The organism is Acinetobacter sp. TGL-Y2 (assembly GCF_001612555.1).
Lineage (GTDB): Bacteria > Pseudomonadota > Gammaproteobacteria > Pseudomonadales > Moraxellaceae > Acinetobacter.
In genome coordinates, this window is the sequence record NZ_CP015110.1 from 731,528 (window position 1) to 754,216 (window position 22,689).

23 protein-coding genes are annotated in these 22,689 nt (G+C 41.5%); 18 read left to right on the plus strand and 5 right to left on the minus strand.

Annotated elements, in window-relative coordinates; translation table 11 throughout:
* Position 1: 1 nt before the first annotated feature.
* On the plus strand, positions 2-1,045 hold the full coding sequence (locus AMD27_RS03430; protein WP_067656349.1) for a M48 family metallopeptidase: 1,044 nt from the start codon (positions 2-4) through the stop codon (positions 1,043-1,045).
* 87 nt (positions 1,046-1,132) lie between these two features.
* Here AMD27_RS03430 and AMD27_RS03435 read toward each other — a convergent pair whose 3' ends face one another.
* Positions 1,133-1,411 (minus strand): DUF2218 domain-containing protein, encoded by a 279-nt coding sequence (locus tag AMD27_RS03435; RefSeq protein ID WP_067656358.1) that lies wholly within the window; start codon positions 1,409-1,411, stop codon positions 1,133-1,135.
* Between the two features lie 210 nt (positions 1,412-1,621).
* On the opposite strand from AMD27_RS03435, the gene rpe reads away from it, so the two are divergent.
* The 5 genes from rpe (at position 1,622) to AMD27_RS03460 (ending at position 4,876) form a co-directional block, all read left to right on the plus strand.
* Entirely contained in the window at positions 1,622-2,308 is a 687-nt protein-coding gene (gene rpe, locus AMD27_RS03440; RefSeq protein ID WP_067656362.1) for a ribulose-phosphate 3-epimerase, read from the plus strand.
* A gap of 614 nt (positions 2,309-2,922) precedes the next feature.
* Positions 2,923-3,240 (plus strand): quaternary ammonium compound efflux SMR transporter SugE, encoded by a 318-nt coding sequence (gene sugE, locus AMD27_RS03445; RefSeq protein ID WP_067656364.1) that lies wholly within the window; start codon positions 2,923-2,925, stop codon positions 3,238-3,240.
* 74 nt (positions 3,241-3,314) lie between these two features.
* Entirely contained in the window at positions 3,315-3,629 is a 315-nt protein-coding gene (locus AMD27_RS03450) for a DMT family transporter (RefSeq protein WP_067656368.1), read from the plus strand.
* Positions 3,630-3,648: 19 nt separating this feature from the next.
* The gene (locus AMD27_RS03455; protein ID WP_067656371.1) at positions 3,649-4,167 is read left to right on the plus strand and encodes a methylated-DNA--[protein]-cysteine S-methyltransferase; all 519 of its coding nucleotides are present in this window, start codon (positions 3,649-3,651) and stop codon (positions 4,165-4,167) included.
* A gap of 46 nt (positions 4,168-4,213) precedes the next feature.
* On the plus strand, positions 4,214-4,876 hold the full coding sequence (locus AMD27_RS03460) for a nuclease-related domain-containing protein (RefSeq protein ID WP_067656373.1): 663 nt from the start codon (positions 4,214-4,216) through the stop codon (positions 4,874-4,876).
* Between the two features lie 49 nt (positions 4,877-4,925).
* Here the strand turns inward: AMD27_RS03460 and AMD27_RS03465 are convergent, their stop codons facing one another.
* Positions 4,926-5,693, minus strand: a complete 768-nt coding sequence (locus tag AMD27_RS03465; protein WP_067656376.1) for a hydroxymethylpyrimidine/phosphomethylpyrimidine kinase — start codon at positions 5,691-5,693, stop codon at positions 4,926-4,928.
* 98 nt (positions 5,694-5,791) lie between these two features.
* On the opposite strand from AMD27_RS03465, the gene AMD27_RS03470 reads away from it, so the two are divergent.
* Positions 5,792-6,439 carry an HAD-IA family hydrolase gene (locus AMD27_RS03470; protein WP_067656384.1) on the plus strand — a complete coding sequence of 216 codons (648 nt, stop codon included), beginning with the start codon at positions 5,792-5,794 and terminating at the stop codon, positions 6,437-6,439.
* A gap of 78 nt (positions 6,440-6,517) precedes the next feature.
* Here AMD27_RS03470 and AMD27_RS03475 read toward each other — a convergent pair whose 3' ends face one another.
* Complete coding sequence (locus AMD27_RS03475) at positions 6,518-6,982, minus strand: Lrp/AsnC ligand binding domain-containing protein (protein WP_067662741.1); 465 nt, start codon at positions 6,980-6,982, stop codon at positions 6,518-6,520.
* Positions 6,983-7,120: 138 nt separating this feature from the next.
* Here AMD27_RS03475 and AMD27_RS03480 point away from each other — a divergent pair, with 138 nt between their 5' ends.
* The 5 genes from AMD27_RS03480 (at position 7,121) to AMD27_RS03500 (ending at position 13,070) form a co-directional block, all read left to right on the plus strand.
* Positions 7,121-8,380: a D-amino acid dehydrogenase gene (locus tag AMD27_RS03480; RefSeq protein ID WP_067656387.1), complete on the plus strand. Its 1,260-nt coding sequence runs from the start codon at positions 7,121-7,123 to the stop codon at positions 8,378-8,380.
* Between the two features lie 153 nt (positions 8,381-8,533).
* Positions 8,534-9,658 (plus strand): alanine racemase, encoded by a 1,125-nt coding sequence (gene alr / locus AMD27_RS03485; RefSeq protein WP_067656389.1) that lies wholly within the window; start codon positions 8,534-8,536, stop codon positions 9,656-9,658.
* 97 nt (positions 9,659-9,755) lie between these two features.
* Positions 9,756-10,115 carry a RidA family protein gene (locus tag AMD27_RS03490; RefSeq protein WP_067656396.1) on the plus strand — a complete coding sequence of 120 codons (360 nt, stop codon included), beginning with the start codon at positions 9,756-9,758 and terminating at the stop codon, positions 10,113-10,115.
* Positions 10,116-10,261: 146 nt separating this feature from the next.
* A complete protein-coding gene (locus tag AMD27_RS03495) occupies positions 10,262-11,683 on the plus strand; it encodes an amino acid permease (protein ID WP_067656403.1) in 1,422 nt (473 codons plus the stop codon).
* Positions 11,684-11,852: 169 nt separating this feature from the next.
* Entirely contained in the window at positions 11,853-13,070 is a 1,218-nt protein-coding gene (locus AMD27_RS03500) for an acyltransferase family protein (protein ID WP_067656405.1), read from the plus strand.
* A 173-nt stretch (positions 13,071-13,243) separates the two neighbouring features.
* On the opposite strand, the gene hemJ is transcribed toward AMD27_RS03500, so the two are convergent.
* Positions 13,244-13,696 (minus strand): protoporphyrinogen oxidase HemJ, encoded by a 453-nt coding sequence (gene hemJ / locus AMD27_RS03505; RefSeq protein ID WP_067656406.1) that lies wholly within the window; start codon positions 13,694-13,696, stop codon positions 13,244-13,246.
* Positions 13,697-13,768: 72 nt separating this feature from the next.
* Positions 13,769-14,998, minus strand: coding sequence for a beta-ketoacyl synthase N-terminal-like domain-containing protein (locus AMD27_RS03510; RefSeq protein WP_067656408.1), 1,230 nt, complete (start codon positions 14,996-14,998; stop codon positions 13,769-13,771).
* A gap of 305 nt (positions 14,999-15,303) precedes the next feature.
* Here AMD27_RS03510 and AMD27_RS03515 point away from each other — a divergent pair, with 305 nt between their 5' ends.
* The 6 genes from AMD27_RS03515 (at position 15,304) to AMD27_RS03540 (ending at position 22,653) form a co-directional block, all read left to right on the plus strand.
* A complete protein-coding gene (locus tag AMD27_RS03515; RefSeq protein WP_067656410.1) occupies positions 15,304-16,806 on the plus strand; it encodes an EcsC family protein in 1,503 nt (500 codons plus the stop codon).
* A gap of 166 nt (positions 16,807-16,972) precedes the next feature.
* Positions 16,973-17,347 carry a 30S ribosomal protein S12 gene (rpsL, locus tag AMD27_RS03520; RefSeq protein ID WP_004648013.1) on the plus strand — a complete coding sequence of 125 codons (375 nt, stop codon included), beginning with the start codon at positions 16,973-16,975 and terminating at the stop codon, positions 17,345-17,347.
* A 179-nt stretch (positions 17,348-17,526) separates the two neighbouring features.
* Entirely contained in the window at positions 17,527-17,997 is a 471-nt protein-coding gene (gene rpsG, locus AMD27_RS03525) for a 30S ribosomal protein S7 (RefSeq protein WP_067656413.1), read from the plus strand.
* Positions 17,998-18,124: 127 nt separating this feature from the next.
* Complete coding sequence (gene fusA, locus AMD27_RS03530) at positions 18,125-20,263, plus strand: elongation factor G (protein WP_067656416.1); 2,139 nt, start codon at positions 18,125-18,127, stop codon at positions 20,261-20,263.
* A gap of 91 nt (positions 20,264-20,354) precedes the next feature.
* Positions 20,355-21,545, plus strand: coding sequence for an elongation factor Tu (tuf, locus tag AMD27_RS03535; protein WP_067656421.1), 1,191 nt, complete (start codon positions 20,355-20,357; stop codon positions 21,543-21,545).
* A gap of 226 nt (positions 21,546-21,771) precedes the next feature.
* Positions 21,772-22,653 (plus strand): metal-dependent hydrolase, encoded by an 882-nt coding sequence (locus AMD27_RS03540; RefSeq protein ID WP_067656424.1) that lies wholly within the window; start codon positions 21,772-21,774, stop codon positions 22,651-22,653.
* The last annotated feature ends 36 nt before the right edge of the window (positions 22,654-22,689 follow it).

Below are 22,689 nucleotides of genomic sequence, written 5' to 3' on the forward strand. Positions count from 1 at the left end.
CTTGAAACAAGCTATTTCCATCACTTATTATGACGGGTTGATTTCAAAGCCTCATCAGGCGAGTCTAAGTGCTTTAGACCATGAGCATATCTTGGTGGAATATGAACAAGATGGTGTGGTGAAAAGACACCAATATCATGCCGATCAAATGACCTTATTTGGCACCATTGGTCAGCGTAATCCTGCGATTGAACTGGAAAATGATGCACGGATTGAACTGCACAGCCAGACGCTTCCTAAATGGCTGCCGATTGACCATAAAAGTTTTCACCATAAAGTTTGGCGACTGGAACGCACGCCTTCTCTGATTATTTTTAGTGTGGTATTTGTACTGGCTTTGGGTTTCGCCCTCATCAAGTGGGGTGTACCCACAGCGTCTAAAGTGATTGCGTTTCAACTGCCTGAAAATACCTTGACTCGTTTAGGGGGGCAGGCTGAAAACTATGTCATGGATTATACCAAGCCCAGCAAATTGCCACAGGCGCGTCAAGATCAAATTCGAGCTACTTATACGAATCTCGTGGCAGAAAATAAACCTGCGACCTTGAAGTTTCGTGCAGGCGATCAGCTCGGTGCAAATGCCTTGGCACTGCCGAACAATACGATAATTTTGACCGATGAATTGGTTGAGTTGTCACACAGTGATCAAGAAATTATTGGGGTATTGGCGCATGAGCAAGCACATTTGTTAGAGCGCCACAGCCTACAACAAGCATTGTCCAGTTTAGGGTTTAGTGTGCTGTATATCGCGATTACCGGCGACAGCTCAGATCTCATGACCACTGTTCCGGTTGCGATTGTGGGCGCAGGTTACTCGCGTAAATTCGAACAAAAATCTGATTTATATGCGTTAAAGCTGATGCATAAAAACCAAATCGAAACCTCGCATTTTGCCAATTTCTTACAGCGTATGAGCGAAGATGCAGAAGAAGATACGGAGCAATCCAGTTGGATGAGTGCATTATCGAGTCATCCTGCGACAGCAGAGCGAATCAAAATGGTGCGTGACTTTGAAGCCAACAATCCTAAACACATCGCCGAATAACTCGAATACCCATTATAAGCCATCGCTCCAATGTTGAATGCAGGCGATGGCTTTTGTTATTTTGGACTAAAATAAATTAAAAATCATTTAATTGGTATGTGACCAATCGGCTTGAAATTCTTGTTGTGCCATACGATTTAGATGATCTAAAACCACATTTTCAAGTGCAGTATTGTCTGTATCCTCTGTAACAATCTGAACGGATAAATGCTCAGTTAATGCATTCATCACCACAGTGGCTTGAGGCATAAAAATACTGAATTGGTCTTCGGTTTCTGCCACTTCAAACTTATGTTTCCAATGATTGACTAAGCGTTTAGCGATGCGCTTGGCATCCAAGGTCGCAATGTTTGCAGAACTTTTCATATCAACTCCCTTAATGATCATTTTATCGTTCATGAGCTTAGCAGAGTTATGCAATGGTTGCAGTCACAGAAATAGAACACAGCTTTGCAATGACTTAAATGGAATATTGAATGGCACTGATCAATAAAATGATCGGACTTGAAATCATACGGTAGGCTAAGTTTGTTATAATCCCTCTATTCAATACACAATTCTGAGCCAGGTTCTGTCATGTCTAAGCCATTTTTAATCGCACCTTCAATTTTGTCTGCAGATTTTGCCCGTTTAGGTGAAGAAGTTGAAAATGTTCTAGAAGCAGGTGCTGATGTTGTACATTTCGATGTGATGGACAACCACTATGTACCGAACCTGACTTTTGGTGCAGGTGTATGTAAGGCATTAAAAAAATATGGCATTCAAGCGCCGATTGATGTGCATTTGATGGTATCTCCCGTAGATCGCATGATTGGTGATTTTATTGAAGCAGGCGCAGATATTATTACTTTCCACCCAGAAGCATCCGATCATATTGATCGCTCTTTACAGTTGATTAAAGCGGGTGGCGCGAAAGCGGGTTTGGTGTTTAACCCTGCAACGCCTCTTCATTATTTGGATTATGTGCTTGATCAGGTCGATCAAATTTTATTGATGAGTGTCAACCCAGGGTTTGGTGGTCAGAAGTTTATTCCGATGACCTTAGAAAAACTGCGTCAAGCGCGTAAAATTATTGATGCCTCTGGTCGTGATATTCGTTTAGAAGTTGATGGTGGGGTCACACCGGCCAACATTCGTGAAATTGCGGAAGCGGGTGCAGATATGTTCGTGGCAGGTTCTGCGATTTTTGGTCAGTCAGATTATAAAACCGTGATTGATGAGATGCGCCTAGAATTATCTAAAGCTGGTTCAGTTCAAGTTTAATCAATATTTGAATAAGTCATTGCAATTTGTGGATAACTTTGTGGTTAACTGGGTGGATATCTGTGTTGATAACACTAGGGATAAGTCGATTATTCTTTAATCACTTAGATAGCAATGGTTTATAATTTAGACATAATTTGTATAAAAAGAATCCAATTGGGTTCTTTTTATATATCTAAGCTACATTGTTCTATAAGGCTGTACTTCACTTTAAGGTCAAATCTAGATTGCTACCATGCTGTATAAAAAATAACTAAAATGTTTAACTGGACGTGGAAAAATTAGAATTGTGCAATTGCTTTTAAATTCAAATCTTTGTGTATAACGGTAATGAAATAAACATTAAAAGTAATGATTCTGATTAAATAAATATCGAGATTCAAAGTGACTTAAAAAGTAGCCTCTGTTTTAAAACGGATCGATCTGCAAGGTCTTTCTGAACATGATGAATCATGTCTGGATATAGCGGCTGTTTGAAAATCAGTCAATTGTGGTTATAATTGAATCTATCAAAAGAGGGGGAACGACCTCCCTTGCGTTGCTGACATCCGTTTGCAAAGCAAGAAAAAACGTCAGGACGACCTGACTAACTTTATTTAGTTGGAGCGCCGATCATGGCTTGGATCATCCTTTTATGTGCAGGTCTTTTTGAAATTGTCTGGGCATATTCAATGAAAATGTCTGAAGGTTTCAGCAAACTCACACCCAGTATTATCACCTTATTTTTCATGATTTTAAGTTTCGCCTTACTGGCTAGCGCCATGAAGAGCTTACCTTTAGGAACGGCTTATACCATTTGGACGGGAATTGGTGCGGTCGGCTCCTTTGTCGTTGGGATCTTTATCTTGGGTGAGCCTGCATCTGCACTGCGGTTGTTCGCGGCAGCACTGATCCTAACGGGCCTTATTCTCATGAAACTTTCATCAACTTAAGCAAAAAATGTCCACATTTGATTTAATGTGGGCGTTGTTGTGTTTATCTTTATTGTCACTTGTAGGAGCTGTATATGGCGTGGATGGCATTATTACTGGCGGGCATATTTGAAATTGTTTGGGCATATTCGATGAAAATGTCTGAAGGCTTTAGCAAATTGACCCCCAGCATCATTACGCTGATTTTTATGATCTTAAGCTTTGTTCTATTGGCGTATGCAATGCGAACTTTACCCTTAGGCACAGCATATACGATTTGGACAGGGATAGGCGCAGTTGGCTCGTTTCTGCTTGGGATCTTTATTTTGGGTGAGCCTGCATCTGCCATGCGGATGCTGGCTGCAGTGCTGATTATTTCGGGTTTGGTATTAATGAAAATATCTTCGTAATTTTTATGGATCATCACGTATGAGAAATTTGAAATCGAAAGAACATTTGGCTTTAGCGTTGGCTTTTTCAGAGATGGACTCGCCAGTAGGTCAGATAAAATTGGTGGCGCATGCGCATGCTTTGGTTGCCGTCTTATGGCAAAATGAAAAACTGAATCGCGTGATTTTACCTGATCTGGTACAGGATGATTCACATCCAATATTATTGATGGCCAAGCAGCAATTAAACGAATATTTTAAAGCTCAGCGTAAGGCATTTGATGTTCCTTTGGACGCTCAAGGCACACTATTTCAAAGACAAGTCTGGCAAGCCTTACTCACGATTCCATTTGGCGAAACACGTACTTATCAAGACATTGCCGTTCAGATTGGCAATCCGAAGGCAGTACGCGCTGTAGGTGCTGCCAATGCTCGAAATCCGATTTCGATCATTGCGCCCTGTCATCGGGTGATCGGTTCAAACGGTGGTCTAGTGGGTTTTGCAGGAGGACTTGAGAACAAGAAAATTTTATTGAATCTTGAGTCTCTCAAGTTTTAAATAACGTGTAAGTGCTATTCATCATTAAAAAGTAGACATAAATAAAATGGAAAATATGCCTAATCAACTATTGAGTACACTCTTTTCAAACCTTTGGTGGGTGGTTTTGATTTTCATCGGCATTGGATTACTGCAATTTTTTAAGCCGTATTTAAAAGGAAAATTTGGTGAACTTGCAGTTAGCACACACGTTAAATTGTATTTAACAGATGATTATATTTTATTGAATGATTGTACTTTGCCAGATGATCGTGCGGGAACCACGCAAATTGATCATATCCTGATTAGTCCTTATGGTATTTTTGTGATTGAAACCAAAAACTATAAAGGCTGGATTTTTGGTGGGGAGCGTCAGAAAAGTTGGACACAACAGCTTTATAAAAAACGCTATAAGTTTCAAAACCCACTGCATCAAAACTATAAACATGAAAAGGTGCTGCGTACTGTCCTAGAAGACTTGGTCGATATTAAGCATATTCATTCAGTAATCGTATTTATGCCGGATTGTGAGTTTAAAACAGAGATGCCTGCCAAGGTCTTTAAAGGCGCAAGTTGGGTGGATTACGTCAAAGGCTTTGATACAGAAGTCATTAGCCGAATGAGAATGCAACGTATTCGACTACGTATCGAAAAAGAAGTGCTGGAGAAGTCATGGAAAACAGATCGCATTCATATTGAAAACCTCAAAAAGCGTAAAGAAATTTCTTAAAAAATTTTGCACAGATTAAAAAAAGCCCTGAATCAATCAGGGCTTTTACTTAGAAGCGTTTTGGAATTCTTTGACCGCCTGCAACTGGAATATCTGCTTTTTTTAACACGCCAAATAACCACGTTTCTGCGTGATTCACCGCATTTTGCATACGATCGCCTTGGGCAAGTCGTCCTGCAATAAAACTCGCCAATGAACAACCCGAGCCATGATATTCGCCCTCAAGTCGTGGACATTGGGTCTCTGAAATTAGGTCACCATTTTGATATAAAGCATTACGAATATAGTTAGGCGTGTCTTCATGACCACCTTTGACCAGTACGGCTTTAGCACCCATCTCAAATAATTTTTGGGTTGCAATATCAATATCTTGCTCACCTGTTAAAGCACGCAGTTCTACAGTGTTGGGCGTGATTAAATCTGCAAGAGGAATCAGTTCAATAAAGGCTTTGACTAGAGTTTCTTGATTGCCCAGTGAGCCACCACTGTTGGCCACCAATACTGGATCGAGCACATACAGATAATCAGGGTGTTCAGCTAAGAACTCAGCTAAAGCGGCAATGTTGTCGGTGGTACCCAGCATGCCAGACTTCACCACTTTAATCGGCAAATCATTCACCACGGCATTGGCTTGCGCAAGCAATAGTTGTTTTGAAGTGGCTTCAAAACCAAAAACCTGTTGTGAGTTTTGAATGGTGAGCGCAGTACACGCAATGGCAGCATGTGCACCACTTTGACCAATGGCTTCAATATCCGCCTGTAAGCCAGCACCACCAGATGGGTCTAAACCCGAAAAGCAAAGTACAGTAGGGCGCACAACAATGTCCTTGATTCACAATTTTGCGTTAGTATAAGCAACTTTGAGCGAAGTCTCGATATTAATTCGATAGAAAATAAAAGGGAAAGGGCTAGGCTGTGATTAAGAACATATTAATCGATCTCGATGGGACGTTAACTGACCCCAAAGTGGGGATCACCACCTCTGCACGTTATGGTTTAAATAAGGTAGGTCATCCGATTCCTGAATCTGAAAATATAGATTGGATTATTGGTCCACCGCTCAAAGCATCCCTAGCCAAATTGCTCAATGTGGAAGTGACTGACGTTTTAGCAGAGCAAGCGCTGCTTGGATATCGTGAACGTTTTGCGGTGACTGGTTTGTTTGAAAATCATGTATTTGAAGATGTGAAAGAAACGCTCGAAGCGCTTAAAAATCAAGGCTATCGTTTATTTTTAGCGACGGCAAAACCTGAAGTCTATGCACGTCAAATTTTGGATCATTTCAACTTACTTGAATATTTTGAATATCCTTATGGGAGTGAATTAAACGGTGATCGAACCAATAAAGGCGATTTGATTGCGTATATTTTGGAAAAAGAACAGCTTGAATCTGACGAGTGCTTAATGGTTGGTGACCGTGAACATGATATTTTCGGGGCACGCCGTCATGATATAGAAACCATTGCCGTTGAATATGGTTATGGTTCGGATGCAGAGCTCACAGCAGCTCAGCCAAAAGCACGAATTACCAAATTTTCAGATTTGCTGCAACATCTGGGTTAAGTGATACTTAATGAGCTGCTTAAATTTAAGTAGCTCATTTTCTTCTAAAAAGACCATTCAAAATTGGATAAAAGTGGTTTATTGCAAATCGAGATATAAGGTTTCTTTGACTTCTTCCATCACGATATAACTGTGGGAAGACGCAGATGAAGGGAGTTTTTTCAATAAATCTCCAAGCAAGCGTCGGTAAGCACTCATTTCTTTTAAGCGAGCTTTCACCAAATAATCAAATTCGCCTGAGATGAGATGACACTCCAAAACCTCAGGAATTTCGACTAAATCACGGGCAACCTGATCAAAGACATCCCCGGATTTGGCCGATAATTTAATTTCTAAAAATACCAATAAATTTCGATCGACCAGCTCAGGGTTTAAGCGGGCGTAATAGCCCATGATAATGCCATCACGTTCTAAACGTTTCACCCGTTCAGAGCAGGGAGTGGTGGACAAATTGACCCGAGCCGCCAATTCACTAATCGCAATACGTCCATCTGTTTGCAGGATATTTAAAATTTGATGATCAATACGGTCTAATTTACGCACCATTATTTTCCTTTTTTTGGATTTTTTTCAGGAGAAATCTATAGAATTACCTAGATTATAGCTATTAAAACAGTGAAAAAAACTATTGAACTGAAAATATACTAGGTAAATAAACTATAGGTGTTCGAGGGACTGAATATGCGCGTAATCGTATTGGGTAGTGGTGTTATTGGAGTGGCAAGTGCGTACTACCTCGCACAACAAGGTGCAACGGTTACCGTATTGGACCGTCAAGCGGGTCCTGCTGAAGAAACCAGTTTTGGTAATGCAGGTCAAATCTCGCCGGGTTATTCAACGCCGTGGGCAGCACCGGGCATACCTTTTAAAGCAGTGAAATGGATGTTTCAGCATCATGCGCCTTTGGCCATTAATATGGACGGTAGCATGTGGCAGTTACAGTGGATGGCACAAATGCTAAAAAACTGTAATTCGAATAGCTATGCGATTAACAAAGAACGTATGACACGTGTGGCTGAATACAGCCGTGATTGTTTACGTGAGCTGCGTAAAGAAACAGGCATCAGCTATGAAAACCGCTCAAAAGGGACTTTACAAGTATTTCGTAATGAGGCCCAACTCGATGCGGTACAACGTGATATTCAAGTGCTCAAAGAATGTGGTGTAGAGCATCAACTCTTACTCAAAGATGACTTAGCCAAAGTTGAACCTGCGCTCGAGTTCGCCAAAGATAAATTGGTCGGTGGATTACATTTGCCGAATGATGAAACGGGTGATTGTTATATGTTCACCAATGCTTTAGCGAACATCGCAAAAGAGATGGGTGTAGACTTTAAATTCAACCAAAATGTTGAAAAATTAGTGCTTGAAGGCGATGAAATTAAAGGCGTTGTGGTCAATGGTAAAGTCTTGACCGCAGATCGCTATGTTTTGGCATTTGGTAGTTATTCACGTGATTTCTTAAAACCACTGAACTTAGATTTGCCTGTCTATCCTGTGAAAGGTTACTCGCTCACTATTCCAATTGTAGATGCTGCCTTTGCACCGCAGTCTACAGTTTTGGATGAAACCTACAAGATTGCGATTACCCGTTTTGATCAACGGATTCGTGTCGGTGGTATGGCAGAACTCAGTGGTTTTAACCATGGTTTAAATATGGACCGCCGTGCAACTTTAGAAATGGTCACCCAAGATCTATTCCCAGGCGGTGATATGCAACAAGCCAGCTTCTGGACAGGTCTACGTCCGATGACCCCGGACAGTACGCCAATTATTGGTGCAACGCGTTTTAGTAATTTGTTCTTAAATACCGGTCATGGCACGTTGGGTTGGACCATGGCATGCGGTTCAGGCAAATTGATCAGTGATTTGGTGATGAACCATAAAACCGATATCAATACCGAAGGTTTATCCATTCAGCGTTATCCGAATGCCGCATAAAGCCAAAGTTGTGAGGTGCATTTTGAATGAATCAAAGCGCACCTATTTTATTTTTTAATATGATTGAAAAATAACAAAGCTGAACCACATCGTTAAACCAACAAAGCTGATTCAATAAAAATGATTCAGGATAGTTAATTCAAGGATGAATATATGTCTCGCCCCATTACTGCAATCATCCACTCAAACGCATTAAGCTATAATTTATCGGTGGCGCGTCAAGCAACGCCTGATCGTGAGGTTTTTGCAGTGGTCAAAGCCAATGCCTATGGACACGGGATTGAACGGGTATTTGAGGCATTTCAATCTGCCGATGGTTTTGCATTATTAGATATTGCAGAAGCACGTCGACTACGAGATTTGGGCTGGACAGGCAAAATTTTGTTGCTCGAAGGTTTATTTCAGGCGGATGAGTTAGAAGCGTGTTCTGAGTTACAGCTCGATTTTACCGTTCACAACGATGCTCAAATTGAATGGTTAGACGCATTTTCTCAGCGCAATGCATCCATGTCTTCATCATTTCATGTGTTTTTAAAAATGAACAGCGGTATGAACCGTTTGGGGTTTCGCCCTGAAGCCTATCGCGCTGCATGGCATCGACTCTCGACTATTTCATGCGTTGAATCCATTACTCATATGACCCATTTTTCTGATGCTGATGGTGAGCGCTTAGGCGAGTCGGGTGTGGATTATCAAGTCAAAACCTTTGAGTCAACCATTGCTGGACTTACAGGTACACGCTCGATTAGCAACAGTGCCGCAATACTCAGATATCAAACTCAGTTAAACTCTGATTATGTACGTAGTGGTATTATGCTCTACGGCAGCTCTCCAGATTATCCAGCACATACTATTCAAGATTGGGGGCTTCAGCCTACCATGTCGCTTCGCAGTGAAATTATTGCCATTCAACAGATCGAGGCTGAACAAAGTGTAGGCTATGGTTCACGCTTTGTGGCTCAGCACCCCATGCGTATAGGTGTGGTGGCGTGCGGTTATGCAGACGGTTATCAGCGCACAACCCAAACAGGCACACCCGTGTTAGTCGATTCACAAAAAACCCAAATATTGGGTCGCGTTAGTATGGATATGCTAACAGTGGATTTAACCCATTTACCAGATGTTCATATTGGCAGTGAAGTGGTGCTGTGGGGGCAGTCGTCTCAAGGCGTTGTATTGCCCGTAGATGAGGTCGCAGCAGGTTCAGGAACGGTGGGTTATGAGTTGATGTGCGGTGTCACGGCACGGGTAGCGTTTCAAATCGAGCAATCAACTTAGAACATGAAGAAAAGAGTCTGTTTCGGAATTGAATTTCAAAACGAATTTAAATCACTAAACAGTTACACCCCACTTAATACAATATAAGGAAATGCATATGTCACATGCAGATATTGAAAAGATCAACAGCACCGCAGTCATGAGCGCGGTGACAGTATTTAATAAAACCGTTTATTTATCAGGGCAGGTGCCAAAGCTCACTGAAAATGATATTGAACTACAAACCAAAGATGTACTTGCCACCATTGATGCTTTATTGGCACAAGCGGGGACAGATAAATCTCGACTACTCTCCGCGCAGCTGTTTGTAAAAAACTTGGATGATTTCCAAAAAGTAAATGCGCTTTGGATCGAGTGGATGCAAGGCTGCGTTCCGCCATCTCGTGCAACCATTCAAGCCGATTTGGTCAATCCAGCATGGCTGATTGAAATTGCAGTGATTGCGGCACAAGAATAATTTTATATTAGACGAAAAGACGATGAACACCTGAACAGTAAACAGTATAAATTTGTTTATAATTCACGTATTCAACCGTGTTGATCAGGGAGAGGAATCCCTGATCACTGCTTAGTAGTTTTCAATGCTTTAAAAGGAAGTTGAAAATGACAACAACAAACAATTTTGATGAACCTTCATCTCCCAATGAGTTACAGCGAAAATTGTCCAATCGCCATTTGCAGTTAATCGCCATTGGTGGTGCTATTGGTACGGGTTTATTTATGGGCTCAGGGAAAACCATTTCCTTGGCCGGACCTTCAATCATTATTATTTATATGATGATTGGTGCAATGTTTTTCTTCTTAATGCGCGCATTAGGTGAAATTTTGCTGTCTAACCTACACTACAAATCCTTCATTGATATGGCGCATGATTTGATTGGTCCGGGTGCGGGCTATTATATCGGATGGTCATATTGGTTGGGCTGGATTTTGGTCGGTATCGCGGACTTGGCTGCTATTATCAATTATTTAAGTTTTTGGTTACCGCCAGATCAGATGTTTACCCCGATGGGGCAAGCCGCCATCAGCGTGGGCTGTGTTCTGTTTATCTTGGCAATTAACCTCGTAACAGTAAAACTGTTTGGTGAGATTGAATTTTGGTTTGCACTGGTCAAAATTTTAGCCATTGTTGGGCTGATTTTTGTGGGTGGCTTCATGGTCTTTACCAGTTTCCAAACCCCAACAGGTTCGGTGGCAAGTTTCAGTAATATCTGGGCACATGGTGGGCTCTTTCCAAAAGGTGCGATGGGCTTTTTAGCCGGGTTTCAAATCGCAATGTTTGCCTTTGTGGGGGTTGAGCTTTTGGGGACGATGGCAGCTGAAACTAAAGACCCTGAAAAGAACTTGCCTAAAGCAGTCAATGCCATTCCAACACGAATTATCATTTTCTATGTGTTGTCACTGGTCATGATTATGTCTGTGACGCCGTGGATTGATATTCCTGCGGATCAAAGTCCCTTTGTAAGCTTGTTCTTATACGCGGGTATTCCAACCTCAGCAATTATTATGAACATGGTGGTGTTGTCATCGGTCATGTCCTCTATGAACAGTGGCGTGTTCTCCACCAGTCGTATGTTGTTTGGTTTGGCACGAGACGGTCAAGCACCGCAAGCCTTGGCGAAACTTTCAAGTCGTGCAGTACCTGCACAAGGTTTAATTTTCTCTTGCGCATTTATCATGTTTGGTGCGGCATTTCAGTACTTCGTGCCGAATACGATGGAAGCCTTTACTTTGGCCAGTTCACTGTGCGTGATCCTGTTCATTAGTATTTGGGCGATTATTATGGTGTGCTACTTACGCTACCGTAAACTGCGTCCTGAACTGCATGAAAAATCGACCTTTAAAATGCCAGGCGGTATTTGGATGTCCTATGTCGTATTGGCATTCTTATTGTTTGCGCTGGTGATTTTGAGTTTAGAGCCAGATACGCTTAAAGCCTTGATGATTAGTCCATTGTGGTTGATCTTATTGGCGATAACCTATCGTGTGCTGTATAAACCAAGAATAAAAAAACGTCATCACTAAAACATGTGATACACGTTTATTTAAAAAGAGCCAATGAACTTTTCACTGGCTCTTTTTTTATAATGCTTTTTAAAAAAATCAAAAAAATTTTATTCATTCAGTCACATCCGTTATAATTTCGTTTTAAATAAATATTCTGAAATAAGAATAAAGCAGCACAGATCTTAATATGCGAAATTACAAAATAGATATTTTAAGAGGAATTTCGATTCTTTCGATTCTTTTGGTTCTTTTGCATCATTTCAATATTCCCTACAAATTACATGACACTTTTTTAGGTGTTCCTGTTTTTGGAGAAAGCTTAAGTACACTGATTGCGAGAAATGGAAACTATGGTGTGACCATGTTTTTTGTTATTTCAGGGTTTTTAATTACCCAGCAAACATTACAGCGTGATGGCAGCCTTACAGGGATTCGAATCAAAGATTTTTATATTCGCCGTATTGCGCGAATTGTGCCTTGTTTGTTTTTACTTGTACTTATGGTGAGTGGTCTTGGGGCTTTAGGGTTACCGCCTTTCATCAATCAAAGTCCAAACGGGATTGAGGTATCTTATGGTTTAACCCTGCTGTCTGCATTTGGTTTTTGGATGAATATCCTGATTATCAAATTTGGATGGGTGAATTATGTCCTCGGCGTGCTGTGGTCACTTTCAGTGGAGGAGGTATTTTATTTTGCTTTTCCATTGCTCTGTGTGTTTCTTAGACGGAACAAAGTGTTGATTTTATTTTTATTGGTTATTGTTGTTTATGCGCCCTATTTTCGGTCTTTGCATTTTGCTGAAGAAAGCGGGGCATATCTTTACCATTATTTTTCAAGTTTTGATGGTATTGCAATAGGATGCTTAACGGCTTTAATGGCTCCTAAAATACCCTATCATGCAAAAGCTACACCATGGCTGCTGCTGATCATACCAACATTGATGATTGCTTTGTACGTATATGCGCCGATCAAAGAGGTAAGTACTTGGTCAATCAGCGTTTTTGCTCTCTTGACTGCGATTTTGATTTATAGTTTTGGTCAAAGTCAGCGCTCCAATGAACATCAGAATTTTAACCAAAATCAGGAGTCACATTTAGCAGCAGCACATTTATTAGTGCCAGACTCAAACTTAATCCTGACTTCTGAGGTGTCAGATATTGGCCTAATATCCAAAATATTGGTGTGGATTGGAAAGCGGAGCTATGAGATGTATTTATTTCATTTGATTATATTGGGCTTAATGAAAGTAGTATATTTCCCTAAAGAAACTTTGCCAATTGAGAAGTTAATGCTCTTGCCAATTTATTTTTTGGCTGTTTTTATTCTAAGTTGGACGATTGAAAAATATTATTCTACACCGCTAAATTTAAAGCTGAGAAAAAGATTGATTCATTCTAATCAGTAGGGCAGATCGATTGGTTATATTCAAATAGTTTTAAGTCCATGAATGATTTTGGGGAAACACAAAGAAAATTCAATCTGTATCATCCATGCAATCCGTAAATGCACAATCGAATTAAGCAAACTATATATCATAAAAAAAGCCTCCATTTAGGGAGGCTTTTGATGTGTATCTACTTAAAACTGTGGCTTCACTACTACCAAAATGACCACCGCAAATAAAATCAAGGTCGGCATTTCATTGAAATAACGCCAGAATTTGTGTGATTTGTAATGGGCATCTAACATCAGTTTTTTGCGGTAATAACCACAGAACACATGATAAATGACCAACAATGCCACTAAGCCCACTTTAAGATAGAACCACAGCGCTTCATGATAATGCTGTGTAGCATCACCCCAATCCACTAGAAAGTGCGCGGTGATCAGGGTTGCAAGCATGGCAGGCCACATAATGCCGCGGTACAACTTACGCTCCATGACCTGAAAACGTTCATGACTTAAAGCATCATCACTCATGGCGTGATAAACAAAAAGCCGAGGTAAGTAGAACAGCGCAGCGAACCAACATACCACGGCAATGATATGTAGCGCTTTTACCCAAAGGAAAGCATCTGAAGGAGCATCCATTAATTCACCCTTTTTTTAAAGGGCGGTGCGGATGCTGATTGGCGCAGAAGCGCTCAATCAGTAGCGCTTAACTTAGCCTTCCCATTTTTTGAAAATGAGGCAGGCATTTACACCGCCAAAACCGAAACTATTACTCATCACAGTATTCAATTTTGCGTCACGTTTTTCAAGTACGATGTCATAGCCTTTTGTGCCTTCATCGAGTTCGGTCACGTTGATGTTGGGTGCAATAAAGTCATTTTGCATCATGAGTACAGAGTAAATCGCTTCTTGTACGCCGGCAGCGCCTAGACTGTGACCAGTCATTGATTTGGTCGAGCTCAGTGGTGGCACTTGACCTTCACCAAACGCACGACCCATCGCTTGAAGCTCAGTAATATCGCCAGCAGGGGTTGAAGTACCATGAGTATTCACATAGTCAATTTTGTCAACGCCGTGTTGCTTCGCTTCTTCTAAAGCCAATAAGATACAACGTGTCGCGCCTTCACCGCTTGGTGCAACCATATCCGCACCATCCGAATTAGCTGCATAGCCGACCACTTCAGCCAAGATATTTGCACCGCGCGCTTGGGCATGTTCAAGTGATTCTAAAATCACAAAACCACCACCACCCGCAATGACGAAACCATCACGATCTGCCGAATAAGGGCGAGATGCAGTTTCAGGCGAGTCATTGTATTTAGAGCACAAAGCACCCATTGCATCAAACAACAAACTTTGTGACCAGTGGTCTTCTTCACCGCCACCGGCAAGCATTAAATCTTGTTTACCCAATTGAATCAGGTTGTAGGCATAACCAATCGCATCTGCAGAGGTTGCGCACGCGCTGGTAATGGAGTGCGCCACACCTTGTAATTTAAATGCCACACCCACATTTGCGGTAATGGTGTTCGACATATTACGAGGAACAAAAAAAGGACCGACTTTACGTGCGCCTTTGCTTTTTAATAATTCATTCATTTCAATCACAGATGCGGTCGAACCCCCACCTGAACCACCCGCAATACCGTAGCGTGGATTAGCGGCTAAGTCTTCTGGTTTTAGCCCTGCATGTTCAATTGCAGCAAGTGCTGAGTTATAGGCATACATCGCACATACGCCCATAAAACGTTTGAGTTTACGGTCAATATCATCAAAGTTTTGTTCGGCTGCAGCACTCACGTGACTTTTGAAATTTAATTCTTCATAAGTTGGGTTAAAACGTGTCCCTGAAATCCCATTTTGTAAAGAATGAGTCACATCTTCCAATGTATTACCAATGCATGAGTTAATGCCCATGCCAGTGATTACAACACGTTTCATCTACAATTCCCTATTATGGTGATATTGAGTAATCTAGATCAGATAGTGGTGTGTATTGTCTTACACCAGCGTCCTATCGACTAGATTACTTTTGTCAAAATTTAGGGTAATCATAGCAGAAAGCGTTTTAAATTCTTATGGCAAATCAATGTCTGATCTTGAAATCATGGACTGGCAAGAGTGTTCACCAATCCCCAACCAATTGAAACACATTAAAGTGGAGTTAAATCTTGAATACACATAGTATTTTCTTGACTACATATCGTGTTTTATGAAAAGTGATCCTTTAAAAGGAAAGGCTATACATGGCAAATTCTAATAATAAGCACAGCACAGGGTTGATCTCGAAAGCTTTTGGAGTGGCTAAAAAGCTCAGTACAACAGGATTAGACTTAATGAATCATGTTGCACCGGGTTCGATTGCCCCTTTAAAGCAAGCCCCTGAAAATCACACCGTTATTCATATCCATGACAATGAGAAAACTATGACTGAAAAAAAACACAGTGAAAATCCACAGCAAATGTTCCGTACCCATGTTCCAAAAGTGACACAACAGCTATTGGGCCGCCACTACAGCAAAGTGAACAATGTTGCATCGCTAATTTCACCAAACTTAAACAATAAAATTGCAGATTTCTTTTTTGATAAGCTCAATGATTTTGTTTCGGAAAGTAGTTCGGTCGAACATGTCTTAAAAGAAGTGGGTGCAAAAGAGTTAAATGAACTGTCTAAAGATTCTGCTCGCTCTGATCGTATTGCTCAAGCCCTCGCCAATCAGAACAAAACCCTTGCCGCAGTACAAGGTGCGATTACCGGTGCATCAGGTGTGATCGGCACGGCGATCGACATTCCATTATCTTTGGCGCTGACGTTAAGAACCATTTATCAGTCAGGACGTGCGCACGGTTTTGAGTTGAACCGCAGCAAAGAACAGGAAATTGTGGAATATGTCTTTAAAGAAGTGGATTTAGGCTCTATTGCAGAAAAGCAAACCTTACTCATTGCATTAAGAACCCTTTCCAATGTATTAGAAACTCAAGATACCCGTCAGCTTCAAACCATGTTGGGTTCAAGCAATGACTTTGATAAAATTCGTCAGTGGCTTAGCAATGAAGACGGCACTTTAAAATGGTCTTGGTTAAATCATATTCCGCAAATTTCAGTCTTGTCTAAACTAACGCCTTTGGCGGGTGCGGGTATTGGTGCAGTCTATAGTTGGAAATTGGTCGATGAAGCGAGTATTAAAGCGCAGCATATTTTTTCACATGCACAGCAATATCTACTTCAGCACCCAGATGAAAAACTGGATGTACTAAGCGCTTTTGAAAAAGCTGTGGCAAAAGCCCAAGCTCAAGGTGTGTTGTCTGCGCCAGAGCCAGAAGACTCAAAGCCATCGGATTCGAAAAATGAGTCTGTAGATGAGCCTGCAATTGAACCGCAGCATCCGATCACTGTTGAGCTTGAAAATGATGCAATCAGTGCGGTACGTATTGAACATAAAGCGGATGCAGAAAAAGCAGTGCCAGTGTCAATAGAAGAGGGAATTAAAAAGTTGGCAGAACAGCATGTTGAACCTCATGAAGATAATGCTGATACAGAAAACTCAGATGCGGATCAGGCAAAGTCAGACCCGTCAAAAACTAATGCGCCAAAAACTGAAGCTACGCCGAATGAAACATTCGGCAAAGGTGAGGCCAAAGTCGATGCTAAAACAGACGCCCCGAAAGTGATAGTGAAGAAAAAAATTACTGCAAAAGACACTACTGAAACTGAGAACTCTTCTATTACAAAAAAAACCCAGTCTTAAACTGTGCTAAGAGCGCCTGTTTAGGTAATGAATGCGGGCAAATCAGCGAAATGGTCAAGATTTGACTCAATGTTGAATGTTGACCATTTTTGCTTCTTGGCATACAATTGCATGCCCTCAAAAAGTAGTATTTTTGAGGGCTTTAATTTAACGGGAGAATTGCCAAATGGCAACAACAAATCAGTTGATCCGTAAGGGTCGTACAACTTTGATTGAAAAATCAAAAGTTCCTGCGTTGAAGGCTTGTCCACAACGTCGTGGTGTTTGTACACGTGTTTACACAACTACACCTAAAAAACCTAACTCAGCAATGCGTAAAGTTTGCCGTGTTCGCTTAACTTCTGGTTTCGAAGTTTCTAGCTACATTGGTGGTGAAGGTCACAACTTACAAGAGCACAGTGTTGTTCTTATCCGTGGTGGTCGTGTTAAAGACTTACCAGGTGTACGTTACCATACCGTTCGTGGTTCATTAGACTGTGCTGGTGTTAAAGATCGTAACCAGTCACGTTCTAAATACGGTACTAAACGTCCTAAGAAATAATCTTTCGAGATTATTCTTAGGCTCGTAGAGCCGCAATCCTTTATCGTCACGCTTGTCTGATTTCTGCATTTAATTTTGTGAAATTCAAGCGACGTGTAGTAAGGCCAGCGAAGCAGTACATGACACTTTGTACTCATGCTGGATAAACCTGAAGTGTCAATTTTATTAGGTGTATTAAAATGCCAAGACGTCGCGTAGTCGCTGCCCGTGAAATCCTTCCGGATCCAAAGTTCGGCAGCCAAACAATCGCTAAATTCATGAACCACGTAATGCAAGACGGTAAAAAGTCTATTGCTGAAAGTATCGTTTACGGTGCTTTAGACCGCGTTCAAGAAAAAAACAAAGTAGACCCAGTTGACTTCTTCGAGACGACTCTTGAAAAAGTTCGTCCTATGGTCGAAGTTAAAGCACGCCGTGTTGGTGGTGCTACATACCAAGTGCCTATGGAAGTACGCCCATCCCGTCGTACTGCCCTAGCTATGCGTTGGTTAGTAGACGCTGCTGCTAAGCGTTCTGAAAAAACGATGGCTTTACGTCTTGCTGGTGAGTTGCTTGATGCAGCTGAAGGCAAGGGTTCAGCAGTTAAGAAACGTGAAGACGTGCATCGTATGGCTGAAGCCAACAAAGCATTCTCTCACTACCGTTTCTAATAGGTTTAAAGACCTTAATCAGGATGACGACAGATCAGTTTCACTGAATTTTCGTCAAAACGCTTTAAGCTGCTATGCAGCTTAAAGCGTCCTGTTTTAAACAACAAATTTAGGAATGCAAGAAATCATGGCTCGTCAAACCCCAATTTCTCGTTACCGTAACATTGGTATTTCTGCTCACATTGATGCTGGTAAAACCACGACTACTGAACGTATTTTGTTCTACACAGGTGTATCTCACAAAATTGGTGAAGTACATGATGGTGCAGCAACAATGGACTGGATGGAACAAGAGCAAGAACGTGGTATTACAATCACTTCAGCTGCTACAACTTGTTTTTGGTCTGGTATGGGTAAACAGTACCCAGAACACCGTGTAAACGTAATTGACACCCCGGGACACGTTGACTTCACAATCGAAGTTGAGCGTTCTATGCGTGTTCTTGACGGTGCATGTATGGTTTACTGTGCTGTAGGTGGTGTTCAACCTCAGTCAGAAACTGTATGGCGTCAAGCAAATAAATATAAAGTGCCTCGTTTAGCATTCGTGAACAAGATGGACCGTACTGGTGCAAACTTCTTCCGTGTTGTTGAACAAATGAAAACACGCCTTGGTGCACACCCTGTACCTGTTGTAATCCCTGTTGGCGCTGAAGAAAACTTCACTGGCGTTATCGATTTGATCGAAATGAAACAGATCATTTGGGATGAAGCTTCTCAAGGTATGCAGTTCGAATACGGCGAAATCCCAGCTGACCTTCTTGATACTGCCAACCAATGGCGTACCAACATGGTTGAAGCTGCGGCTGAAGCTTCTGAAGAATTGATGGACGAATATTTAAACAACGGTGACTTGTCGAAAGAACAAATCGTTGCGGGTATTCGTGCGCAAACTTTGGCTTGTGAAATTCAACCAATGCTTTGTGGTACAGCGTTCAAAAACAAAGGTGTTCAACGTATGTTGGATGCTGTTATTGATTTCTTACCATCACCGACTGAAGTTAAGCCTATCGAAGGTATTCTTGACGACAAAGCTGAAACTAAAGCGATTCGTGAAGCATCTGACGAAGCACCGTTCTCTGCACTTGCATTCAAAATTATGAATGACAAGTTCGTAGGTAACTTAACGTTCGTACGTGTTTATTCTGGTGTTCTTAAACAAGGCGATCCAGTTTATAACCCAGTTAAGTCTAAGCGTGAGCGTATTGGTCGTATCGTGCAAATGCACGCAAACGAACGTCAAGACGTCGAAGAAATTCGCGCTGGTGATATCGCTGCATGTGTAGGTCTTAAAGACGTGACCACTGGTGATACACTTTGTGATGAGAAAAACATCATTACACTTGAACGTATGGAATTCCCAGAGCCAGTAATTTCTTTAGCTGTAGAGCCGAAGACAAAAGCTGACCAAGAAAAAATGTCTATCGCGCTTGGTCGCTTGGCTAAAGAAGATCCATCGTTCCGTGTTCGCACAGACGAAGAATCTGGTCAAACGATTATTGCGGGTATGGGTGAGCTTCACCTTGACATTCTTGTTGACCGTATGAAACGTGAATTTGGTGTTGAAGCGAACATTGGTAAACCAATGGTTGCTTACCGCGAAACAATCAAAAAGACTGTTGAGCAAGAAGGTAAATTCGTACGTCAAACCGGTGGTAAAGGTAAATTCGGTCATGTATATGTTCGTTTAGAGCCTATGAATGTTGAAGAAGCTGGTAAAGAATACCTGTTCGCTGAAGAAGTTGTAGGTGGTACTGTACCTAAAGAATTCTTTGGTGCGGTTGATAAAGGTATTCAAGAACGTATGAAAAATGGTGTATTGGCTGGTTACCCTGTTGTGGGTATCAAAGCGACATTATTTGATGGTTCTTACCATGATGTCGATTCTGACGAATTGTCGTTCAAAATGGCGGGTTCTTATGCCTTCCGTGATGGTTTCATGAAAGCTGATCCAATTCTTCTTGAACCGATCATGAAAGTTGAAGTAGAAACTCCAGAAGACTACATGGGCGATATCATGGGGGACTTAAACCGTCGTCGTGGTATGGTTCAGGGTATGGATGATTTACCTGGTGGTACTAAAGCAATTAAAGCTGAAGTTCCATTGGCTGAGATGTTTGGTTACGCGACTTCTATGCGTTCTATGTCTCAAGGTCGTGCGACCTACTCTATGGAATTTGCTAAATATGCTGAAACTCCACGTAACGTGGCTGAAGGCATCATTACTAAGTTCCAATCTGGTGGTAAAAAAGGTGACGACGAGTAATCTTTCGATTACTATAAGCCCAAACTAATTCATAGTTAAAACCAAATGCTCATGGGTTTACCCCCATGAGTTGTTTAAAAAGGAAGATCTCATGGCTAAGGCTAAGTTTGAACGTAATAAGCCACACGTAAACGTGGGCACAATTGGTCACGTCGACCATGGTAAAACAACTTTAACAGCTGCTATCGCAACTGTATGTGCTAAGCAATTCGGTGGCGAAGCGAAAGACTACGCTGCAATTGACTCTGCACCTGAAGAAAAAGCACGTGGTATTACGATTAATACTTCACACGTAGAATACGACTCTCCAGCTCGTCACTACGCGCACGTAGACTGCCCAGGTCACGCCGATTATGTTAAAAACATGATCACTGGTGCTGCTCAAATGGATGGTGCAATCCTTGTATGTGCTGCGACTGACGGTCCTATGCCACAAACACGTGAACACATCCTTTTGTCTCGTCAGGTAGGTGTACCTTTCATCATCGTATTCTTAAACAAATGCGACTTGGTTGATGACGAAGAATTGCTTGAATTGGTAGAAATGGAAGTTCGTGAACTTCTTTCTACTTACGACTTCCCAGGTGATGACACTCCAGTGATCCGTGGTTCAGCTTTGGCTGCACTTAACGGTGAAGAAGGTCAGTACGGTGTTCCTGCTGTTCTTCAACTTGTTGAAGCGCTTGATACCTACATCCCAGAACCAGAACGTGCAATCGATAAAGCATTCTTAATGCCAATCGAAGATGTATTCTCTATCTCTGGTCGTGGTACGGTTGTAACAGGTCGTGTTGAATCAGGTATTGTTAAAGTCGGCGAGTCAGTTGAAATCGTGGGTATCCGTGACACTGTTTTAACTACAGTGACTGGCGTTGAAATGTTCCGTAAATTGCTTGACGAAGGTCGTGCTGGCGAGAACTGTGGTGTTCTTCTACGTGGTACTAAGCGTGAAGACGTTCAACGTGGTCAAGTATTGACTAAACCAGGTGCAATCAAGCCGCACACTAAATTCGATGCAGAAGTATACGTACTTTCTAAAGAAGAAGGTGGTCGTCATACGCCATTCCTTAACGGTTACCGTCCACAGTTCTACTTCCGTACAACTGACGTAACTGGCGCGATCAAATTACAAGATGGCGTTGAAATGGTTATGCCTGGTGACAACGTAGAAATGTCAGTAGAACTTATTCACCCAATCGCAATGGACCCAGGTCTACGTTTTGCGATCCGTGAAGGTGGTCGTACAGTGGGTGCTGGTGTAGTTGCTAAAGTAACTCTATAATCAGTATTGATTGTGTATAAAAGAAGCGCTCCTTAGGGGCGCTTTTTTATAACATATATTTAGATGTATTGATTGTTAGACAATACATAACACAAGCTGTCCCAAACTGATATTGTTGTGACCTATATGGCATTTATCATTAAAAAATAAAAACGTACTATGAATAAGAATCAAAAATAATCAGAAGATTTAAAGTGGATTAATTCCCTTTGAAAGGAGTCTAGCAATGAATGCTAAAGTGAATATTACAAATCGTGCAGGCGCATCATTTCCAGTTCGTCGCATGCAATTTGATTTCAATCAAGTGCCTGAGTATTGGATGGATGGCTCAGCGGGCTTGACCCACTTCATGACGGCATTGTCAGCGCTGTTTCCAGCAGGCGAAAAGTTTTTTATCGACAGTGTGCGTGCGGTACGTCAGCATCCAGCCATTAAAGACAATGCAGCGCTACAAAAAGAGATCAGTGGCTTTATTGGTCAAGAAGCCATGCATACGCATGAACATGCAAACTTCAATGCTTCGGCGCAGAAATTTGGTCATGATGTAGAGCGCTTAGAGAAGTACACAAATACGGTCATTCAAACTTTTAGAAAAACTGCCGCGTTTGCAGGTAAGCCTTTTGGTATCAATCAACAAATGATCGATCTCATTGGAACGACTGCTTTAGAGCATTTTACAGCGACTATTGCATCTGAGCTTCTCAGAAACTCACACATTCAGGAACTCATGACCGATGAAACCATGAAAACTATGTGGCTTTGGCATGCTATTGAAGAGAATGAGCATAAAGCAGTGGCTTATGACGTTTTTGAAGGTGTATTTGGTAAAGGTTTAAAAGCGTACACTGTCAGAACAGGTGGTTTAGCTCTAGCGATGGTGATTTTATTTTTAGTTCAGAGCTACTTTGTGATGCGCTTGCTCAAAGATGATAAAAAATTAAACCTTCAATCGCTTCAAGACATTTATACCTATGGATATAGCCCGTCTAAAGGCATTATTTCAGGTATGGGCAAAGAGATGTTGATTTACTTTAAACCCGGTTTTCATCCGAATGATCTCGATACAGTCGGTCTTTTGGACAAATGGAAAGCCAAGTTAGGTTTTTAAGGGCTTATTCGACTGTGATTTTGAATTAATGCTTAT